This is a genomic window from Atribacterota bacterium, from assembly GCA_028717805.1.
GTDB lineage: Bacteria > Atribacterota > Phoenicimicrobiia > Phoenicimicrobiales > Stramentimicrobiaceae > Stramentimicrobium.
Window position 1 is genome coordinate 25,574 of sequence record JAQUNC010000015.1, and the last position, 19,593, is coordinate 45,166.

The following is a 19,593-nucleotide window of genomic DNA, read 5'->3' on the forward strand; positions in this document are numbered from 1 at the left end:
TTATAAGTAATTATTTATATATTGACTATCACTTCGAGCAAGATCTATCGCTTCACCATAAATTTCACTAAATAACAATGCTGGAATAGGGGAAAATTTTTTGTGATAAGAAGACTTGGCCAAAAGAAGATATACAGGTGTATTATGTTTTATCAGGAATTGGCTAATTTGAGTATTTTTTTTATTCATACGATAAGCGCAATAAATACATCCTGTTCCAGCAGGTATTTTCATTTCTTTAAACAATATTTCATCCATAGAACAAAATTCTTCTATTGTTAATCTGGCCAGTAATTCCATTGCCCTAGAAACTTGTTCGGGACCAGTACCGAAAGAAAAGTTGGTAGTCATATTACTTCCAGTAACTTTACCATTGGAAAAGATACTATATGGACTTCCTTGTTTATCAAATTCTAATACCATTGCGGCTACTACCTCCAGGATTTTCTCGAATAATTCTTCCTGTCTTTTTTCCCGAAAGGAACTAACATCAACAACTAAAAGTGTTTTTCTTTGAGTGGAAGAATCAAAGATTTTGGATTGAAGGTGATTATAACGAGCACTAGCTTTCCAATGGATGTATTTTGCTGGTTCTCCATGTTGATAGTCATGAGTAGCAATGGGATAGACAGGGTCCTTAACCGGACTATCTATGCCTGTTTTACCGAAGAATTCTTTGATAGGTGTCGAAAGGAAGTTTAAGGATATTGGTCTGGGATAAATGATTACCTCTACTGCTGATTGTGACAAATATCTCCTCTTTTGAAAGAAACCCAGAAGATCGCCAGTTTCTAAAAAAGGAGGTCCAATTTGAAAACAACCCCTTTGTTTGGCAGTTAAATTCCAATTCCACAAGAAATGATCATACCAGAGTAGACTGAATTCTTCACAAAGAAAATTATTTTTCATCTTTATTTCAGGAATAAGTCTTTTATCCATTGGTATCAATAATTTTATCCATATGGGCAGTATTTTGTTGTTGTAGATTTGTGCCTGTAAGGAAATAATTTCGCCAGGGAATCCCTTTTTCGTCTCAGCATCAAAAGAGTAATGAATATTCTTTATACTAACATAACTCCATAGTTTACAAGCATAAAACATGGTCAAGAGTAATATGGAGATTAAGATGAGATTTTTTTGTACCAAGAGTAATGCAATGAATAATAATATCAGTAACAGGAATCGGAAAAAACCGTCAGTAAAAATAGAGGTGAGTGGACGATCATAATTTACATTATTCATTTACTTATTTCCATTGTTGGTATTTCTGTCTGTTCTAATATTTCTTGCAGTAATTTTTGAGGGGAAGTATTTTTTAACCTTTCCTTTGTTTCCATAACAACACGATGTGCCAATACTGGAGTAAAAAGCTCTTTTATATCATCAGGTAAGACAAAATCTCTGCCTCTTAAAGCTGCTAAAGCTTGAGCTGCTCGCATCAGGTGTAGAGAAGCTCTGGGACTAGCGCCAAAACGAATTTGAGAAGAATTCCTAGTAGCATTAGTCAGAGTCACAATATAGTGGTTAATTTCTTTAGAAATATGGACCTTTGCCCTTTCTTTTTGTAAGTGTAATATCTCTTCAGGAGTAGTTACGGACTCCAGTTTCTCTAAGGGGTCAACTTTCTGAAAACGTTCTAAGATTAACATTTCTTCTATATGGGAGGGATAATCCAGTTTAATACGCATAAGGAACCTATCTAATTGTGCTTCAGGGAGAGGAAATGTTCCTTCCAATTCAATGGGATTTTGAGTTCCAATAACAAAAAATGGTACTGGTAGATCCATAGTTATTCCATCAATTGTAACTTGTCTCTCCTGCATACTTTCCAATAAACTGGATTGTGTTCTAGGAATGGTTCTATTGATTTCATCAGCTAGCACAATATTAGACATTACCGGACCTGCTTGGAAAACAAACTTACCTTCTTTTTGATTATAAATATTAAAGCCAGTTATATCTGAAGGAAGCAAATCAGGAGTAAATTGAATACGACGAAAGGTACCACCAATACTTCTAGCCAGAGATCTAGCCAGAAGAGTTTTTCCAACTCCCGGTACATCTTCCAACAAAAGATGTCCCTCCGCTAACAGAGTTGTTAGCGTTAATTCAATTGCTTTATTTTTTCCGACTATGACCTTATTGATATTGTCAGTTATGTTATGACAAATAGAAAAATTCAAATCCTACCTCAAATTTTTATGAACATTTATTCATATAAATAAAAAAAATAAAAAAAATTTTAACAAAGTATAACTAAATTAAAATTATATCAAGGGAATATCAACAAAACAAGTAAAAATTTTAGGAAAATAATTCTTGTAAGAATGAAGATGACTATAATTTATTTACATGAATTTTCAAGAGCAACAGCCCTTACCGGGGAACCATCTGCATTTTTTATCTTTAAGGGGAAAACACAGAACAAAAAATATTCATTTTCAATAGCATCCAGATTAGTTAGGTTTTCAATGATAATCGTTTTTTGGGACAGTAATATTTTATGAACAGCAAAATCAATTGATTCAGATTGGTCGATGGAGATAGCATCAACACCTATGCCTTTTAAATTAAATCTGGTTAGCCATTCTGCACTTTTTTCATTTAGATGGGGATAGCTTGTATAATATTGATTCTTTCCCCAGTGTTGACTCCATCCAGTTTTAAGAATTACAAAATCAACCTTACTTATTTTTTCCTGGTAAGGGAATAAGTCTTGAATGGATATATATAGGTATTTATGATGACAAAAATCCAGCATAGTTGCCTTTCCAAAAAAGTGATTAATATCTAGGTTGTCTAGATTAGGACCAGAATTAATCATATGTGCAGGTGCATCAATATGAGTACCGGTATGTGAATATATAATATATTTTGTTTCTCTGAAGCCATCCCTCTCCAATATATGGGTAATTTGAAAGGAAGGTGATCCAGCTTGGGAATAAACTGGCATATTGGAACACATTAAATGACTCAGGTCAACAACTTTCATAATTTATACCATTCTTATCTTAAATGAAATGAAATAGATAATTTTTCTTTATCTACTTATGATATTATACTATATATAAGTGATTAAGTGCCAAGAATTTTTGCTATGTTTAATTATATAAAAATTACCTTCTAGCGATTTATGGAAGTGCCTGTAATGTGGTGCTAGGTTTGGGAGGACTTTTTGTAATTAAGAAATCCGATGTTGATGAAAAAAGTTAAAAATTTTAGGATATGGTTAAATTTGGAGTAAAATAAAGACACTTTATTAAGGAGGTAATCATGGAAATCAAAGCAACAGTGCTTTGTGAGAATTGTATATATTTTAATAGCGGTGTTATTGCCGAGCATGGGTGGTCAGCATATATTGAAACAAAGTATGGTAATTTTCTTTTTGACACTGGCCAGGGGATAGGCATCATTAATAATGCGCACCATTTCCATAAAGATTTATCCAATCTGCAGGGTATTATTATCAGCCATCACCATCATGATCATACCGGTGGACTGTTGCGAGTACTAGATTATGCCAGGAAAGTAAAAGTCTATTCCCATCCAGCACTTTTTAAGAATAGTTTTAATATTCGAAATGGTGTGGAACGCAATATTGGCATTCCTTATCGTCGTGAAGTTCTAGAAAGCAAAGGAGCAGAGTTTATCTTCAATACCAGTTTTATAGAGATTGCCCCAGGATTGATGTTAAGTGGAGAAATCCCCCGCAGGACGTCTTTTGAGAAAGGCGATCCTGATTTACTGTTGAAAAATGAGCAAGGTTATCTTCAAGATATAGTTATTGATGATCAAACATTAATAATGAATACTAAAAAGGGGTTGGTTATCGTATTGGGTTGTTCACATTCAGGGATTATTAATATTATAAACTATATTATAGAAAAAACCGGCCAGAAACATATTCATACTATTTTTGGAGGAACCCATCTTGGTCCGCTCAGTGAGAAAAGTAAAGCTAAGAGCATAGAAGCCCTAAAAAAGTTTGATATAGAAAGAATAGGCACTTCTCATTGCACTGGATTGGAAACCTCTATGCGCTTACTCCAGGAATTTGGGAAACGCTTCTTTTTCTGTAATGTGGGAACCGTAATAAAAGTGTAGAAACTAACTTAAGTAACTTAACCATGACTTTTATGAAAAAGAAATAATAACATTAGTAATAATCATCATAATCTACTAGAATTTTTATTGAATCACCAACCTGTCTATTTCTTAGTTTTTTGTTTATAGTATTTCTTTGCAAATTGTATAAACTGTTGACCTATTTTGGGTAATGAATCTTTATTTGTTAAAATGGTTAATGTTAACAGTGGTGTTTCTTTTATATTAATTAAGTGAAATTCTTTCTCATAAAAAAAATTAGTTGCTCTAATCCGTGTTTGCAAGGTCACACGCATACCGGCTAGGATATATCTTTTTATAGTTCCCAGACGTACGTCTGATAGGGTAAGCTTGGGCACAAAGCCATTTATAACACATGTATTGTAAAAAAGCCTAAATAAAGCGCTATCTTCTCTTGGGAAACAAAACCTTTCTTCTTTGACAGCTTTTATAGAAATTGATTCATTAATTGCTAGTGGATGGCTATCATGAACGACTAATACTAAATCATCTTTTTTTAGCAGTATTGAATAATAATTAATGTTTTGTGGCCAAAATTCACGGTAACCAATGACAAGATCAGTTTTACGATTATCAAGCAGATCAAGCATTTCTATATGACTACACTCTCTGGATTCAATATAAAAATTAGGTTTATTGTGCTCAAAGGCCACTAATAAATCAGCAATTCCATATTGGGACATTTCATAAAAGGAGGCAATTCTCATTTTTTTTCTTTCGATTTTGATATGTTCCTTTGTTTCTAATATCATCGTGTCATATACATTTAGGATATGATTGACATACACAGAAATACGTTCACCAATAGGTGTTAATTTAATTGGTGAACGATTACGTTCAAATAGTTTTACACCCAATTCATTTTCAAATGCCTTCAATTGTTTTGACAGACCTGATTGAGAAATATACAAGTTTTCGGAAGCTTCAGAAAAATTGCCATATTTCTTTATTGCTTCGAAACATAATAAGTATTCTATTTTCATACGCTAACAAACACCTGCTAATTGTTTATTTGATTATAGAATATAACACCAATACAATAGTTTATTCTAAAATAATTTAATTTGGGTTCATTTTCGTCGGGGTTTAGACCAAATATTTTGTGATTTTATAAATAGTCAGATTTAATGTACAGATATAATTTGTTATGTGTTTTATTATACACAAATTTATCATTATTTCCAACAATATATAAATAGATTGTATTTGGCAGCCCATATGGATCAGTACATACTGTTCTAATATTTTAATTGTAATATATGTAATATAAAGGGGTATTAGAGTTTGTATCTTAAACGGAATTACTGCAATTCCAAAACGGAATTGACAGTGTGAAATAAAATTAAATAAAATTAAAAGTAACATATAAAGTAGATAGATGGAGGTATACATAATTGATTAATCTCAAATCCAAAGATCTGATTGATCCAAGAGGTCAAGTGAAACGGGGAAAAATAGAGCTGGCTAAACGTTTGCGACTTGAAGAATTAAAAAAGGAAAAGATACTCTTCTACAACAACACAAAACTGGATTTTGCCGAATATTACGAGATCTTTACTACTCTCAAAGAAGAGTTTAAAAAGATGGGCCTGTCCAATATTGTTGAAATAAAGGAAACAGTCCGTGGTAAAGGAACAGACGATTTTTATAAGCAAGCCAAAGGCTTTGCAGAACAAGATTTTAAGGCAGCTGTTGTTGTCTTGGGAGACATGGGAACCAGCTCTGCCACGACCATCCTGACGATCCAGCTAGAAAAAGTTGGCATTCCATCCGTCTATATCACTGCACCTCCTGGTGCCGGATTGGTAGAAAGCGTAGCTTCCTTAAGGGCTGGTCATCTGTGTTTATGTCCCATTGACATCTATCAAGCCAGTACCAAAGAAGAAATTCGAAAAGAAATTTTAAATAAAATGAACTTTATCATTGATTCTATTACTTTACCACCTGATCAGATTGAGAAGTGCGCTGAGATACCAACTAAATTGGATCAAACTCCCTCTGATGGTGTTCTAAAATTAGAGGTAATGAGAGAGGTAAAAGATAATGTTATAGAACCAGGACTATTCATGGAGGAAACGATGGATCTTTTTGATTCATTGCATATCACGGATGGCTTACCTATCATTCCTCCTACTGAGGAAAGATTATCCAACATGATGAGTTATTGTCCTTTTAAAAAGGGTGAAGTCCTGGCTCAAAAAATAGGCCCGTCCGGGAAAGACATTACGGTGAAGGATATTGCTGTAGCAGCAGTGATGGCAGGATGCAAACCTGAATATATGCCTATACTAATTACTGCATTTAGATGTATGGCCAATCAAAAATATAATTTTACACAATCAGTGACTACTTCTCATCCTGGTGGAAATTTAGTTCTAGTCAGTGGACCAATAGCACAGGAATTGCATATTCATGGAGGCCAGGGCTGTTTGGGCCCGGGCTTTAGAGCCAATGCTACTATTGGCAGAGCTGTAAATCTTGTACTGATTAATGTATGTCGGTCTGTTCCAGGCATAGCCGATTTAGCCTGTCTCTCTTCTCAAGCAGAATATACTTACTGCTTTGGAGAGGATCCCACATTAACTTCATGGACGACTATTAATCAAGACCATTACGATGCTGAAACCACTGTTGTCTATGTTTTAAAGGCGGAAGGACAACATACGATCATCGAATTTTTAACAAACACAGCAGAGGACTTAATAAAGAGCATCATTGATTGTGCAACGACGTTGGGAAGTAATAATTGTTATTGTACTGGTCCTTTAGTAGTCTGCCTTACACCCGATCATGCGAAGATATTTGAAAAAGACGGATGGAACAAGGAAGTCATTAAGAATTATATTCACCAGACCGTACATTGGCCAAAAGAACAGGTGATTAACAGAGGTTTGGTCCCTGTCCGACCAGCTGGTTTTGAATATTTAGAAGAGATACCAGTGACTAGAAACGCTGAAGATATTCAAGTAGTGGTAGCCGGAGGCAGAGGAGGCCATTCCGCTGTTCTCATACCATGGGCTTTGCACAGCGAAGGCATTATTGAACCGGTGACATTGCCTAATGGGAATATTGCAAAGAGTATTAAAGAATTTATAGTTTAAAGAGAACCAAAAGATTGTACATTGATAATAAAGAATATTATGAAAATTTCCCCCTTGTTTGAAAAACTTTTTAGTATGATTCCTTAAAAAATATTAAATAGGAGGCATTTATTATGAAAAGCAGGTTTATTCCAATAATATTAGTGATTATCAGTTTTGCTGTTAATTTTGGATTTGCTGCTGGAACATCTTCTTTAAATTTCCCTGACGCATCAAAGGATCCAAAAGTCACCCTTTCATGGGGTAATACAGCAGCTGCAGAAGACTTATCTACAAAGGGAATGGAAAGGGTTGCCGAATTAATAAAAGAAAGAAGTGGTGGGTCTCTTATAATAAATACTTTCCCCGCTTCTCAGCTTGGAACTGCTGTTACTCAAATGGAAATGGTAATAGCTGGTAGTATTGATATTTTTACAGAAGGTTCTAATTACATGGCTGATTTTGGTGTTCCTGATCGCAATATAGCTAGCATGTATTTCCAGATTCCAAGTATGGAGCATGCTTTGAAATTTATTAATAGCGATCTTTATAAATCTTGGGAAGATGTATTTTTAGCAAATACTGGATTAAGGACTCTTGCCAGCAACTGGATGCGTCCACCTGTAGTAATTGCATCGAATGTTCCTCTTAACACCTATGAGGATTTTCAAGGATTAAAAATTCGAGCTCTTCCTTCAAAATTTACACTGGCTGCTTTGGAATCAATTGGTACAAACCCCACGGCGGTTGCCTATAATGAAGTGTATTTAGCATTGCAACAAGGTATTATTGATGCGACTATAGCTACACGAGATGCAGTATATAAGATGAATTTTTATCAGGTCTCCAAATATCTTTTAATGTATGAGCTTGGTTATGTAAATTTCTCAGTATGGATGAATGAAAATAAATTTCAGTCTCTGACACAAGCTCAACAAGAAATATTATCCAAAACATGTAAAGAGGTTGGAGATTGGTATGCAGAAACTGTAAGGGAAGAGTTAGATAGCTATGTTGACGAGATGGTTAAGCATGGTATAGAGCTCATTAATCTTCCTGAGGAAGAGATACCAAAATTTAGAGCAGCTACCACCAAACTGATTGAACAATATGAGGAAGATGGAACATTTAGTGCAGGATTGTCTGAGAAATTTTTTAATGCGCTTGGATTGGAAAAATAGGTAGGAAGGATTGCCTACAGGATAAGCCAACCTAATTAGACCATACTATGAATATGAATTTCAAGTTTTTTATTAATAAGGGGGAATTTTAAATTGAGATTGTTGAATTACACAGTCTTCTATATAACAAAAATACTAAAATTCTTAGGAAACATTACCCTAATAGCAATATTGCTTACTATAACCCTCGGTATAGTTAGTCGATATGTATTTAGTAAACCATTTACTTGGACAGAAGAACTTGCTACTTTTTTAATGGTCTGTCTTGGATATATAAGTGCTGCTATAGTAACAGTGGCAAAAAAGCATATTGTAGCTGATTTTTTAATTAAAAGAGTACCACAAAAAATACAAACAATAATGTTGTTTTTAAGTAGATTTATTGCAATTAGTGTATTTGCAATGATTTGTCTAAGTTCATACAAAATGTTAACCACCCCATCTGTTTATAAGAGTGCAGCATTGGGATTGCCGAGGCAAATTTATTACATGCCTCTTTTTTCCATGTCAATATTTATGATTTTTGCGATACTAGTAGATATTCTTAACGATATCTTCCCTGGTTACAATGTCCAAGCGGATGTAAACCGAAAGGAAGAAGAAATGGCTATCAAAGAGGAATTGATAGAGATGAATGACGCCAAAGATAAAATTAACCTGTTCTTACAGGATTCAAAACAGTCTGTTATTGAAGATGAAAAGGATTAATTGAGAAGGGAGTTGTTTATTGTTGGAAAACATATTTATTGTTTTTGGTATTTTTTTATCTTTACTTTTTTTAGGGGTGCCTGTGGTTTTTTCTCTTGGTTTTCCATCATTAGTATGGTTAACAATGAATCCGCATATATCAATTACGATAGCTTCTCAAAATATGATGAGCCAATTACTTTCTTTTACAATAATTGCAATGCCTGGCTTCTTGTTTGTAGGACGCTTAATGAACACCTCGGGAGTTACTGACCGATTATTTCGGTTTTCTATAGCAATGGTAGGAAGATTCCGGGGTGGTCTTGCCCATGCCAATGCCTTTGCCAGCATGCTCTTTGCATCAATGTCCGGTAATGCAGTTGCGGACGCAGGAGGCTTAGGCCTTGTAGAAATGACCATGATGAAGAAAGCTGGGTATAAACCTGATTTTTCTGCAGGAATCACAGCTGCTTCAAGTATTTTAGGTCCAATTATACCTCCTAGTCAAATTATGGTTTTGGTAGGCTCTATTGCTCAAATTTCAGTGGCTTCACTGTTCATTGGCGGAATCATTCCTGGTATTATTATGGCTGGATCGTTAATGCTATTGATTTTGTTTCGTGCAACCTTTACTGCAGAAGGGAAAAGTTGGCCAAGAACTAGAATACCCTGGAAGGAAGCAATTAAAACAATCCCGGCAGCAATACCACCATTGATGACATTTGTTGTTATTATAGGATCAATAATGGGCGGTATTTGTACACCAACTGAGGCTGCAGTACTGGCAGTATGGTGGGCAATATTTCTCGGAATATGTTACAGAAGGCTAACATGGAAAACATTATGGAGGACTCTTGAAGAAACAGTTAGAACTGCAGGGGTTTTTATGCTCATTATGTCTGTTGCCAGTTTCTTTGCTTGGATTGTTACTATTGAAGGTCTTCCCCAAGCCTTAAGAGGCTTACTAAGTATGCTCTCAGGTGGTAGCATTCCAATTATGTTCTTGATTTGTGGTCTGATATTTGTAATTGTTGGTTGTTTTTTGGATACAGCATCAGCAACATTGTTAATAACACCGATTATGATCCCCGCGGTGACACCATTAGGTATCGACCCGATACATTTTGCATTGGTTTTAATTATTGGAATAATAATTGGTGCTATAACTCCTCCTTTTGGATTATGTCTTTTTGTTGTTTCCGATGTTGGTAATGTACCAGTGAGGGATGTTACGAGAGAAGCTTTAAAATATTTGCCTGCTATGATAATCACTTTGATTCTTGTAATGTTATTTCCTCAATTGGTTTTGTGGTTACCTAGTTTATTGGATTAGTTAAAAAATTATTATTCAATTAATATGTATTTTAAGGAAAACATCAGAAATTTTGTATATAACAAATTGATTTAGTCCCAAATTTACCAAACCAAAAATATTCACAGAAAATTTTAGAAAGGGATAAAATAACATGAATGTTCCGATAGGAGTAATAACAAATTTTTTTGCTATATTTTTAGGAGGATTAATTGGTGCTATAAATTATCGCTGGATTCCTGACAAGATTAAGGTCTTACTGCCTTCAATATTCGGAGGTTGTGGGTTAGCTCTCGGTATCACCTTTATTGTGAAGGTGGTCAATCTTCCACCTGTTATCTTGGCATTGATCATTGGCACAATTATTGGACAGAGTCTGAATATTGAAGATAAGCTAACAAACTTTTCGATGCGACTACAAACAAAACTACAAAAAGGGAGCAAGAAAGTAGACGAAGAACTAATAGCACGTTTTGTTACATTGTTAGTGTTATTTAGTGCTGGTAATGGCATTATCTTGGGCTCTCTTTATGAAGGTATGACAGGTGACACAACTCTTTTAATGGTTAAATCTATTCTTGATTTTTTTACTGCCATAATATTTGCCACTTCTATAGGATACTTAGTTATGTTCATCAGTATTCCTACTTTAGTTGTGGGAATGACCTTATTTTATCTCGCTACAATAATTTTACCAAACATTAGCGATGTTATGACTGCAGATTTTGCCGCTGGTGGTGGCATTCTTACTATGTTCATCGGATTACGCATGATGGAAGTTAAAAAACTACCCGTTGCCAATATGATACCGGCGATTATACTATTTATGCCCTTTTCCTATTTATGGACCCTATTTTTTTAAAATATTTGATGACAATGTATATTAATGAATTAAATTAATCAGAAGGAGGAAATAGCAATGAAGTACGAAAAAGGATTTGATGTTATTATTTGTGGAGGTGGGACTTCAGGAGCAGCCGCTGCAATTTCTTCAGCAAGAGCCGGAGCTAAAACCCTTTTAATAGAGAGGCTTGGAGCTTTAGGTGGTCAAATGAATGTTTCTGGACCACCAGGATTTTCATATGCTTGGTTATTCAATCAGCGAGGTGAGCAGATTATTGCCGGCATTGTGGAAGAGACACACAATAGATTACTTAAAGAAGGACATGCCCTACCCCATAATCATAGTAAATATAGAGAGGGATCTGGATATACTTTTTCTTATGTTGATCCTGATTGGTGGGGACTTTTAATATTTAATATGATGGAGGAAAATGGAGTAACCTTATTACTACATTCCTTAGTTGTAGATGTAATAAAAGAAGAGAATAAAGTTACCGGAGTAGTTGTTGAAAACGCTAATGGTAGAGTGGAAATCATGGGCAAAATAGTTATTGATTGTACTGGTGAAGGTTATATTGCTTCTAGAGCGGGAGCGCCTTGGGAGATGGTTCCCAGAGAAGAGATACAACCACATACCTTAGCTTTCACATGTGATGGAATTGATTGGGATGAATTTTTAGCTTATGTTAGAGCAAATCCAAGAGAGTTTTATGGTGTTGAAAATGTCATTGGTAGAACAAAAGATGAGATGTATGAGATTCTTAGTAAAGCAAATAACATCATAGACTTGGGAGAGATGAGAGGCTTCTTCTCAATCTTAAAGAATGTCCTTGCCAAAGGAGAATGGCCTGAAACCACAGGTATGGGTTTCTTCATAATGCCTAAGGGGGATGATCAGAATAGAAAAATATTAGCCCATTTCCAGCATTCATCACAAGTTGCCGGACGTTCTCCCGATGATGCATGGGATCTCACCTATTGTGAAGTTGAGTGCAGAAAACAAATCCAGATGGCTTTCAAATGTTTCAAAAAATATGTTCCTGGTTTCCAAAATATGTATATTACTAGAATTTGCCCTGAGCTCAGAATTCGCGAAGGCAGAAGAATCATGGGTGATTATTATTTAACAAGTGAAGATGTTGGCGATGCTAAGAAATTCCCAGATGTTATTGGTAAGAGTGGTTTTGCAGCTGGAGGACATCATGTTGCTACTACAGATACAATAACAACTGACATTCGCTATCGCCCTAAAGATGGCGGTTCACACGACATTCCTTATAGATGTTTAGTGCCGAAAAAAGTTGAAAATCTGTTGATTGCTGGTAAGGCTATTTCAACTGATAGGGATGCCTATCATCGATTTTTACAACAGACCATGGTAACTGGACAGGCAGCGGGAGTTGCAGCAGCGTTATGTGCAAAATATAGTATTTCACCAAGAAATCTAGAAAAAGATGTTTCTGAGTTACAGAAAATACTCCTGGAGCAAGGTGCAATATTATACGGTACTTACTAATGTAGATAATTTTTGTTTTATAAATCAAACAGAGATAGTGACAGAAAGCAAAGAAATATTTTTTAAAATTATATTTATAGCATATAGGCTGAACAGAGGCTCTTCTTAAATATGTAATTCTGTTCAGTCTATATGCAATCTATAATATCATAATTTATAATTAACATACGAGTTAATATATTATTTTAAATAGCCTATTCAATATAGTAATTAAAATTCATTAATAGAGACAGAACTAAAGGTAATCTATTGAGGAACTCATTATAGCAATAGTTTTTTGAAAAAAAGACTTTTATTGCCACCATTATTTATGAATACTCATTCTTATAGTAGAAGATTAGATTATATAATTATTCAATTACGATTCATATCATATTCTTGTTTAGAGATAAAGCGTCCACCAGTAATGTCTTCTGATAGATGGTTATAATTTTTATCAAATTTAATGGTTAAGCCGATTTTGTTAGGACATGATGCACCTATTAATTCTTTTCTGAAAAGAAAGGCAGGACCTTCTTCTTGATAGGTTGGAGTAAGTTCATGTTTTTTTTGAATTACTGTCCTGAATTTTTCACCACATTGGTCACATTGAGTAAAGATCCATATTAATTCATCAGAATGATTGTTTCTTTTACTAAACATTTTTCTAATAGATAGAAAGCTCATAGCACAAAACACCTCCAGGGGTAAAAATTTTCTATGTTTTATGATTATTCTACCATAGTAAGAAACATTTTATAGATTGTTCTAGAAGCTTATAAAAATGATCTTTTTGTTTAAGCATCAATGTTTATCAATAAGGGATCTATGGTAAAATAAAACCTTTGTTAGTTCATTATAACTTTTTAATGGAGAACTGGTAAGCAAACCAATATTTTTCTTACTTATTAGCATAGCATATTTATTAAAGAGATTTTTTAATAAGCAAATATTTTAATAAAGTGTTGATAATTTTTTATTGAAATACTAATATAAGAATATTATATAATATACATTATTATGAAATATTAAAAGATATTAGAAAAGGAGTAGAAAATGCAGGAATTTTTAGAGAAACAATTTCAGCTTTCTAAAAATGGCACTAATGTAAAAACAGAAGTTATTGCCGGATTTACAACTTTTATGACTATGGCTTACATCATTTTTGTCAACCCATCTATTCTTAGTGATGCAGGTATGCCCTGGAATGGTGTCTTTATTGCTACCATTATGGGTATCATTCTGGGAACAGTATGTATGGCTTTATTAACCAATTATCCTTTTGCTCTAGCCTCTGGCATGGGCTTAAATGCCTTTTTTGCTTATTCAGTCGTGATTGGTATGGGAGTCAGCTGGCAGATTGCTCTGGGTATTGTTTTCCTGGAGGGGATTTTATTTATTATTCTTAGTGTTACCCCCATTAGAGAGATAATTATTAATTGTATACCAATGGGATTAAAATCTTCTATCAGTGCAGGTATTGGACTTTTCATTGCTTTTATTGGTTTACAGAATGCTGGCCTGGTTATAAAAGATGATGCGACACTGGTGGCACTTGGTGATATAATTAGTGGTCCAGGGATAGTTGCTATTTCTGGTTTAGTGATTATGGGAGTTTTGCATACTTTAAAAATCAAAGGTTCAATGCTTTGGGGAATTTTAGGTGCCACTATTATAGGCTATCTTCCTGGATTGAATGTTACCCCACCCTTTCAAGGCTTAGTTGCAGCACCCCAGTTTAGTGACTGGAATGAGGTATTATTAAAAATGGATATTAGGGGAGCTTTGGATTTTTCTTTGATAGCAGTTATTTTCTCCTTCTTATTTGTAGATTTATTTGATACTGCCGGGACTCTGGTAGGGGTAAGTGCTCAGGCGGGATATCTGGATAAAGATGGTAATTTACCAAAAGCAAGCCAGGCTTTATTAGCAGATGCCATTGGAACAGCTGGAGGCGCTATTTTTGGTACCAGCACTGTAACTACTTATATTGAATCAGCATCTGGTGTTTCTGAAGGAGGAAGAACTGGCTTAACCGGCATTGTAGTAGCAATTCTATTTTTATTATCTCTTTTTTTAAAACCTCTGGTAGGAATTGTGCCAGGAGCAGCTACTGCTCCTGCTTTAATTGTTGTGGGTACTATGATGATTGGTAATATCTTGAATATTAAATGGGAAGATTTTTCAGAAGCGTTGCCAGCTTTCGTATGCTTAATTACCATTCCCATGACCTATTCAATTGCTAATGGGATAGCCCTTGGTTTTATTACTTATCCTTTGATTAAGCTGTTAAGTGGGAGAGGGAAAGAAGTGCACAGTCTGGTTTATATCTTGGGCATCCTTTTTGTTCTAAAGTTTATATGGCTCTAAAATAGCTTGATTCTATAATCTTATTATTTATAATTTAAAAAATTAAGAAATCGATAGTTGGAATAAATAAAAGAGTATCTACTTCTACTATAGAAACTCTGCTTTATTCCAACTTATTTTTATTTGAATATTTTAAATAATAAATAAGAAATATTTTCCTATAAAAATAAATAGAAGTGAAACAGTTAAGATATAAATAATTGTAGTAATGTATATTACACCAAAGCATTATTTAAACTGAGGATAATGATATGAATTTATGGCAAATTGGTCTAATTTTAATTACTGGTATAATAGCTGGATTTATTAATACCTTGGGGGGAGGCGGGTCGTTGCTCACCATGCCTATGCTAATTTTTTTAGGATTACCAGCAGCAGAAGCTAATGGGACAAACCGTATTGCCATATTTATTCAAGGGATTGTGGGAATTGGTAGTTTTCGCAGTAAGGGATATTTTTATCCCAAGATTAGTATTATTTTAGGTTTACCAGCAATTCTCGGGTCAATATTAGGTGCAAAAACAGCTATTTCCATTTCTGGAGAATTGTTTGAAAAGATACTCGGTATGGTAATGATTTTTGTGTTAATTATAATATTGACACGTCCTGAAAAAAGATTTATTCAAAAAATTGAAGGTGAAAATTGGAGCAATCTTAGACTAGTTATTGCTATATTAGCTTTTTTCGGAGTCGGTTTTTATGGTGGTTTTATACAAGCTGGTGTAGGCTTTATTATTATTGTAGTTCTGACCCTTATCACTGGTATGTCTTTAGTAAAGGTGAATTGCTTAAAAATTTTTATAACATTTATTTTTACCGTATCTTCACTAATTGTATTTACTATTAATAGTCAAGTTAATCTCTTACTGGGATTAACTCTGGCTGCTGGTAGTGCTATTGGTGCTTATTTCGGGAGCATTGTTGCCATTTCTAAGGGTGATAGATGGATTAGAATTTTTCTGATTATTACTATATTAGCAATGACTGCCCAATTATGGGGACTATTTGACTTCATTAATATATAATTATTTATCATAGTAATTTATTGAAGTTTTCTTATTAGCTTCTTAAATTACCTATATTAAAAGAGAAATGTCAAAAGAACAGTAAATCGAAAAAACTAATATTAAGGAGTGGTTCATGCGACCTTTTGATTCCCAGTCTTATCCATACCCTTCTCAAAGGAGAGTTGTTTTTGCCAGAAATGGAATGGTTGCTACTTCTCAACCCCTGGCTGCACAGGCTGGCTTGGAAATACTTAGACAGGGTGGTAATGCTATTGATGCTGCTATAGCTACAGCAGCTTGCCTTACAGTAGTTGAACCTACTTCCAATGGTATAGGAGGAGATGCATTTGCTCTCATTTGGAGTCAAAATAAACTTCATGGTTTGAATTGCAGTGGTCCAGCACCGAAATCTATCTCATCAGAACTGTTAAGGAAAGAAGGATATCATAATATTCCTGCTTTTGGCTTGATACCGGTAACAGTACCCGGAGTTCCAGCAGCATGGGCTGAGCTTTCCAGAAAATTTGGCAACCTTCCTTTTTCTAAAGTTCTTACACCTGCCATAGCATATGCTGATAATGGATTTCCTGTTTCTTCTTTAGTAAGTTATTTATGGGAAAAATCATATCAGCAATACTTGCCTTATATAAAAGATGAAGTATTTCATTATTGGTTCGAAGCTTTTGCACCGGAAAATAGGACTCCTGAACCAGGTGAATTATGGCGATTACCAGCACAGGCTGAAACAATACAAAAGATTGCCGACAGTAATGCTAAATCATTTTACCGTGGAGAAATTGCTGAGAAAATTGATACTTTTTTCAGTAAATATAATGGATATCTGAGCAAAGAGGATTTAGCTTCTTTTATCCCTCAGTGGGAAAATCCAATTAGTATTTCTTATAGGGGATATGATATCTGGGAAATTCCCCCCAATGGACAGGGCTTGGTGGCTCTGATGGCTTTAAATATATTGGGGAAATTTCACTTTACGAACAGGGAAGAACCGGATATCTTTCATCATCAGATTGAGGCAATGAAGCTGGCCTTTATAGATGGACAACATTATATTACAGATTTTTCCGAAATGCAGATAAGAATTGAAGACTTTCTTTCTTCTAAATATGCTCATCAGAGGAAAAAGTTAATTACTGATAAAGTACTTGATCCTTACTTGGTAAAACCGTTCACCAGTGATACTGTTTATCTGGCAACTGCCGATTGTGAGGGCAATATGGTATCTTATATTCAGAGCAATTATATGGGCTTTGGTTCAGGAATAGTTATTCCCGATACAGGCATTTCCTTACAAAATAGAGGTGCTAATTTTTCTTTAGATCCTTCTCAAGCTAATTATTTGAAACCGGAGAAGAAGACCTATCATACGATTATTCCCGGATTTATAAGCAAAGATGGTCAAGCTATAGGTCCCTTTGGAGTGATGGGAGGGTTTATGCAACCACAGGGACACGTTCAGATAATTATGAATATGATTGATTTTAATCTTAATCCACAATCAGCTCTCGATGCACCTCGCTGGCAATGGATAGAAGGTAAGAAAATTAAGATAGAGAAGAACTTCCCCCAACAGATTATTGAGTTACTGTGTGAAAAGGGACATATTATAGAGATTAGCTTAGATTCAATTGGATTTGGGAGAGGACAGATTATCTGGAAAGATGAGAATGGGATTATGCTTGGAGCTACTGAACCTAGAGCTGATGGTACTGTTGCTGCCTGGTAGGTTTGATTTCTCATTCATTTCATGATTATGGTATATGGAAGTAATTAATATAGAAGTGGATAGTCTGTTTGGGATTTGGAAAGATAAAAGGATAAAAATAGCTCCCATAAAGGGAGCTATTTTTATCCAGTGTGGTATGTATTAATCTGTTTCTATGGTGATTTCTTTTGGTTGAACTTCAGGCTTCTTGGGCAAAGTAATTTCTAGAATGCCATTTGTAAACTTAGCACTTATCTTATCTTTGTCAACTTCAATTGGCAAAGAAATGGTCCGTGTATAATTACCGTGAGCCCTTTCTCGATAATAATAATCTTCTTTCTTTATTTCCTCGTCTTTCTTAATCTCACCCTGAATAGTTAAACTATTGTCAGTTAGGGATAATTTGACATCTTTCTTTTCCACACCCGGTAGTTCCACTTTGGCAATTAACTTATCTTTCTTGTCGATTAAGTCAATCGCTGGTTCCCACATACCACCTTCCGACCAGTTTCTTCTTCCTCTACCAGGACTTTCCATAATATCAAAGAAATCCTCAAAGAAACTTTTCATTAAACTTCTTCTTGGTTCCCATCTAATTAGATCCATAATAACACCTCCATAAGCATTTTTAATTTTAACATTAGTGCTATCAACATAATATGCTAATAGCATATATTTCTATTAACAATTATAATGGAATAAATAGATTTGTCAATAGGTTTTTAAAAAAATTTTATTTTAAAATTTATTGGGGAAAAGAGTGAGGAAATAAAAAACCCTTTGGTATATACCAAAGGGTTTTATTAATTATTAGAAGCGTTTTCTGGGACCAGAATTGAAATCTCTTCTAGGTTTACGGGGACGAGCTTCATCGATTTTTAATGGACGTCCATGAAATTCCTGATCATTCAAAGCTTCCTTTGCTGCTTCTGCTTCTTCGTTAGTAGACATTTCGACAAAACCAAAACCTTTGCCTTCAATGATGTTGACACTTTGCACGGTACCATGATTTTCAAATAGTTCCCTCAATTGATCTTCATTGACGGCGTAGTTCAGATTTCCCACATACAGCTTATTACCTTGCATCTCTTTACCTCCTTCTTTAATACTATATTTATTATTTCTTCAGTAACATTTCTTTAGAGGCAAAGTAGAGCAAAGTCAAAAGCACCGAAAAGCTCTAACAAAAATATCACTGGAGACAGATCTATGATATTTATTATATACCATAGACCACTAATATTATCTTACAAATTTTTTTATTTGTAAATAACCAAAAAACATTATAATTAAAAATAATATGATGTCAAATTTTTCGGTAAAATATTATTTGCTTCTTATTTAATGTTATCAACCTATCGTTATCCTATAACGAGATATTTAATAAATGAAAAAACCTTTACAGATGAAATTATTACTGAATTGGGAAAGGAATAATTCATTTTATTTAATCATAAAGTTTAAAATGGGCAAGTTTGTTATTTTTAACCAAAGAGTTTCCTGAAATACCATATTGCTGGGAAAAAATAGTTAAAAGAGTAAATCGAAGAAAATAAGAGTACTCTTAAAATCCTATTCTATACGATTATGATGTTTATTTATGTTAAAATAATATCATAGCGTTATTTAGATGGTAGTTAATTTTATACTGCTCCCCTTTAACAAAAGGATGATTTTAAGTTAGAATAAGCTCATAATTAGAAAGGAGTCTATTCTAAGATGAAACGGCGTACATGGGAGAGCAGTCAAAAATTAAAGATTGTTCTGGAG

The 19,593-nt window shown here is 34.3% G+C and carries 17 protein-coding genes; 10 read left to right on the forward strand and 7 right to left on the reverse strand.

Translation table 11 applies throughout. From position 1 onward, the window contains the following. The 3 genes from PHD84_04805 to PHD84_04815 all read right to left on the reverse strand — a co-directional run bounded on the left by PHD84_04805 (nucleotide 1) and on the right by PHD84_04815 (nucleotide 2,992). Nucleotides 1-1,242, reverse strand: a complete 1,242-nt coding sequence (locus PHD84_04805) for a DUF58 domain-containing protein (GenBank protein MDD5637119.1) — start codon at nucleotides 1,240-1,242, stop codon at nucleotides 1-3. Next, complete coding sequence (locus PHD84_04810) at nucleotides 1,239-2,183, reverse strand: MoxR family ATPase (protein MDD5637120.1); 945 nt, start codon at nucleotides 2,181-2,183, stop codon at nucleotides 1,239-1,241. Before PHD84_04810 ends, PHD84_04805 begins: the two co-directional genes overlap by 4 nt. 161 nt (nucleotides 2,184-2,344) lie before the next feature. Beyond that, entirely contained in the window at nucleotides 2,345-2,992 is a 648-nt protein-coding gene (locus tag PHD84_04815; protein ID MDD5637121.1) for a cyclase family protein, read from the reverse strand. 281 nt (nucleotides 2,993-3,273) lie between these two features. Here PHD84_04815 and PHD84_04820 point away from each other — a divergent pair, with 281 nt between their 5' ends. Continuing rightward, the gene (locus tag PHD84_04820) at nucleotides 3,274-4,104 is read left to right on the forward strand and encodes an MBL fold metallo-hydrolase (protein MDD5637122.1); all 831 of its coding nucleotides are present in this window, start codon (nucleotides 3,274-3,276) and stop codon (nucleotides 4,102-4,104) included. 104 nt (nucleotides 4,105-4,208) lie between these two features. On the opposite strand, the gene PHD84_04825 is transcribed toward PHD84_04820, so the two are convergent. Then, the gene (locus tag PHD84_04825; GenBank protein ID MDD5637123.1) at nucleotides 4,209-5,108 is read right to left on the reverse strand and encodes a LysR family transcriptional regulator; all 900 of its coding nucleotides are present in this window, start codon (nucleotides 5,106-5,108) and stop codon (nucleotides 4,209-4,211) included. 411 nt (nucleotides 5,109-5,519) lie between these two features. On the opposite strand from PHD84_04825, the gene PHD84_04830 reads away from it, so the two are divergent. From PHD84_04830 to PHD84_04855, 6 genes are all read left to right on the forward strand, one after another. Then, nucleotides 5,520-7,226, forward strand: a complete 1,707-nt coding sequence (locus tag PHD84_04830; GenBank protein MDD5637124.1) for a hypothetical protein — start codon at nucleotides 5,520-5,522, stop codon at nucleotides 7,224-7,226. Between the two features lie 113 nt (nucleotides 7,227-7,339). Beyond that, nucleotides 7,340-8,386, forward strand: coding sequence for a TRAP transporter substrate-binding protein (locus PHD84_04835; protein ID MDD5637125.1), 1,047 nt, complete (start codon nucleotides 7,340-7,342; stop codon nucleotides 8,384-8,386). 93 nt (nucleotides 8,387-8,479) lie between these two features. Further along, nucleotides 8,480-9,094 carry a TRAP transporter small permease gene (locus PHD84_04840; protein MDD5637126.1) on the forward strand — a complete coding sequence of 205 codons (615 nt, stop codon included), beginning with the start codon at nucleotides 8,480-8,482 and terminating at the stop codon, nucleotides 9,092-9,094. 22 nt (nucleotides 9,095-9,116) lie between these two features. Then, entirely contained in the window at nucleotides 9,117-10,406 is a 1,290-nt protein-coding gene (locus tag PHD84_04845) for a TRAP transporter large permease (GenBank protein ID MDD5637127.1), read from the forward strand. Nucleotides 10,407-10,539: 133 nt separating this feature from the next. Continuing rightward, a complete protein-coding gene (locus PHD84_04850; protein ID MDD5637128.1) occupies nucleotides 10,540-11,247 on the forward strand; it encodes a DUF554 domain-containing protein in 708 nt (235 codons plus the stop codon). 57 nt (nucleotides 11,248-11,304) lie between these two features. After that, complete coding sequence (locus PHD84_04855; protein ID MDD5637129.1) at nucleotides 11,305-12,744, forward strand: FAD-dependent oxidoreductase; 1,440 nt, start codon at nucleotides 11,305-11,307, stop codon at nucleotides 12,742-12,744. Nucleotides 12,745-13,098: 354 nt separating this feature from the next. On the opposite strand, the gene PHD84_04860 is transcribed toward PHD84_04855, so the two are convergent. Next, nucleotides 13,099-13,410: a hypothetical protein gene (locus PHD84_04860; GenBank protein ID MDD5637130.1), complete on the reverse strand. Its 312-nt coding sequence runs from the start codon at nucleotides 13,408-13,410 to the stop codon at nucleotides 13,099-13,101. Between the two features lie 369 nt (nucleotides 13,411-13,779). Between PHD84_04860 and PHD84_04865 the strand changes: the two genes are divergently transcribed. From PHD84_04865 to PHD84_04875, 3 genes are all read left to right on the forward strand, one after another. Continuing rightward, on the forward strand, nucleotides 13,780-15,093 hold the full coding sequence (locus PHD84_04865) for an NCS2 family permease (GenBank protein ID MDD5637131.1): 1,314 nt from the start codon (nucleotides 13,780-13,782) through the stop codon (nucleotides 15,091-15,093). Between the two features lie 251 nt (nucleotides 15,094-15,344). Further along, the gene (locus tag PHD84_04870) at nucleotides 15,345-16,118 is read left to right on the forward strand and encodes a sulfite exporter TauE/SafE family protein (protein ID MDD5637132.1); all 774 of its coding nucleotides are present in this window, start codon (nucleotides 15,345-15,347) and stop codon (nucleotides 16,116-16,118) included. A gap of 115 nt (nucleotides 16,119-16,233) precedes the next feature. Then, entirely contained in the window at nucleotides 16,234-17,844 is a 1,611-nt protein-coding gene (locus PHD84_04875) for a gamma-glutamyltransferase family protein (protein ID MDD5637133.1), read from the forward strand. A gap of 141 nt (nucleotides 17,845-17,985) precedes the next feature. Here PHD84_04875 and PHD84_04880 read toward each other — a convergent pair whose 3' ends face one another. Together PHD84_04880 and PHD84_04885 are read right to left on the reverse strand one after the other, a co-directional pair. After that, nucleotides 17,986-18,429: an Hsp20/alpha crystallin family protein gene (locus PHD84_04880; GenBank protein MDD5637134.1), complete on the reverse strand. Its 444-nt coding sequence runs from the start codon at nucleotides 18,427-18,429 to the stop codon at nucleotides 17,986-17,988. A gap of 204 nt (nucleotides 18,430-18,633) precedes the next feature. Continuing rightward, a complete protein-coding gene (locus PHD84_04885) occupies nucleotides 18,634-18,909 on the reverse strand; it encodes an RNA-binding protein (protein MDD5637135.1) in 276 nt (91 codons plus the stop codon). Nucleotides 18,910-19,593 lie beyond the last annotated feature (684 nt).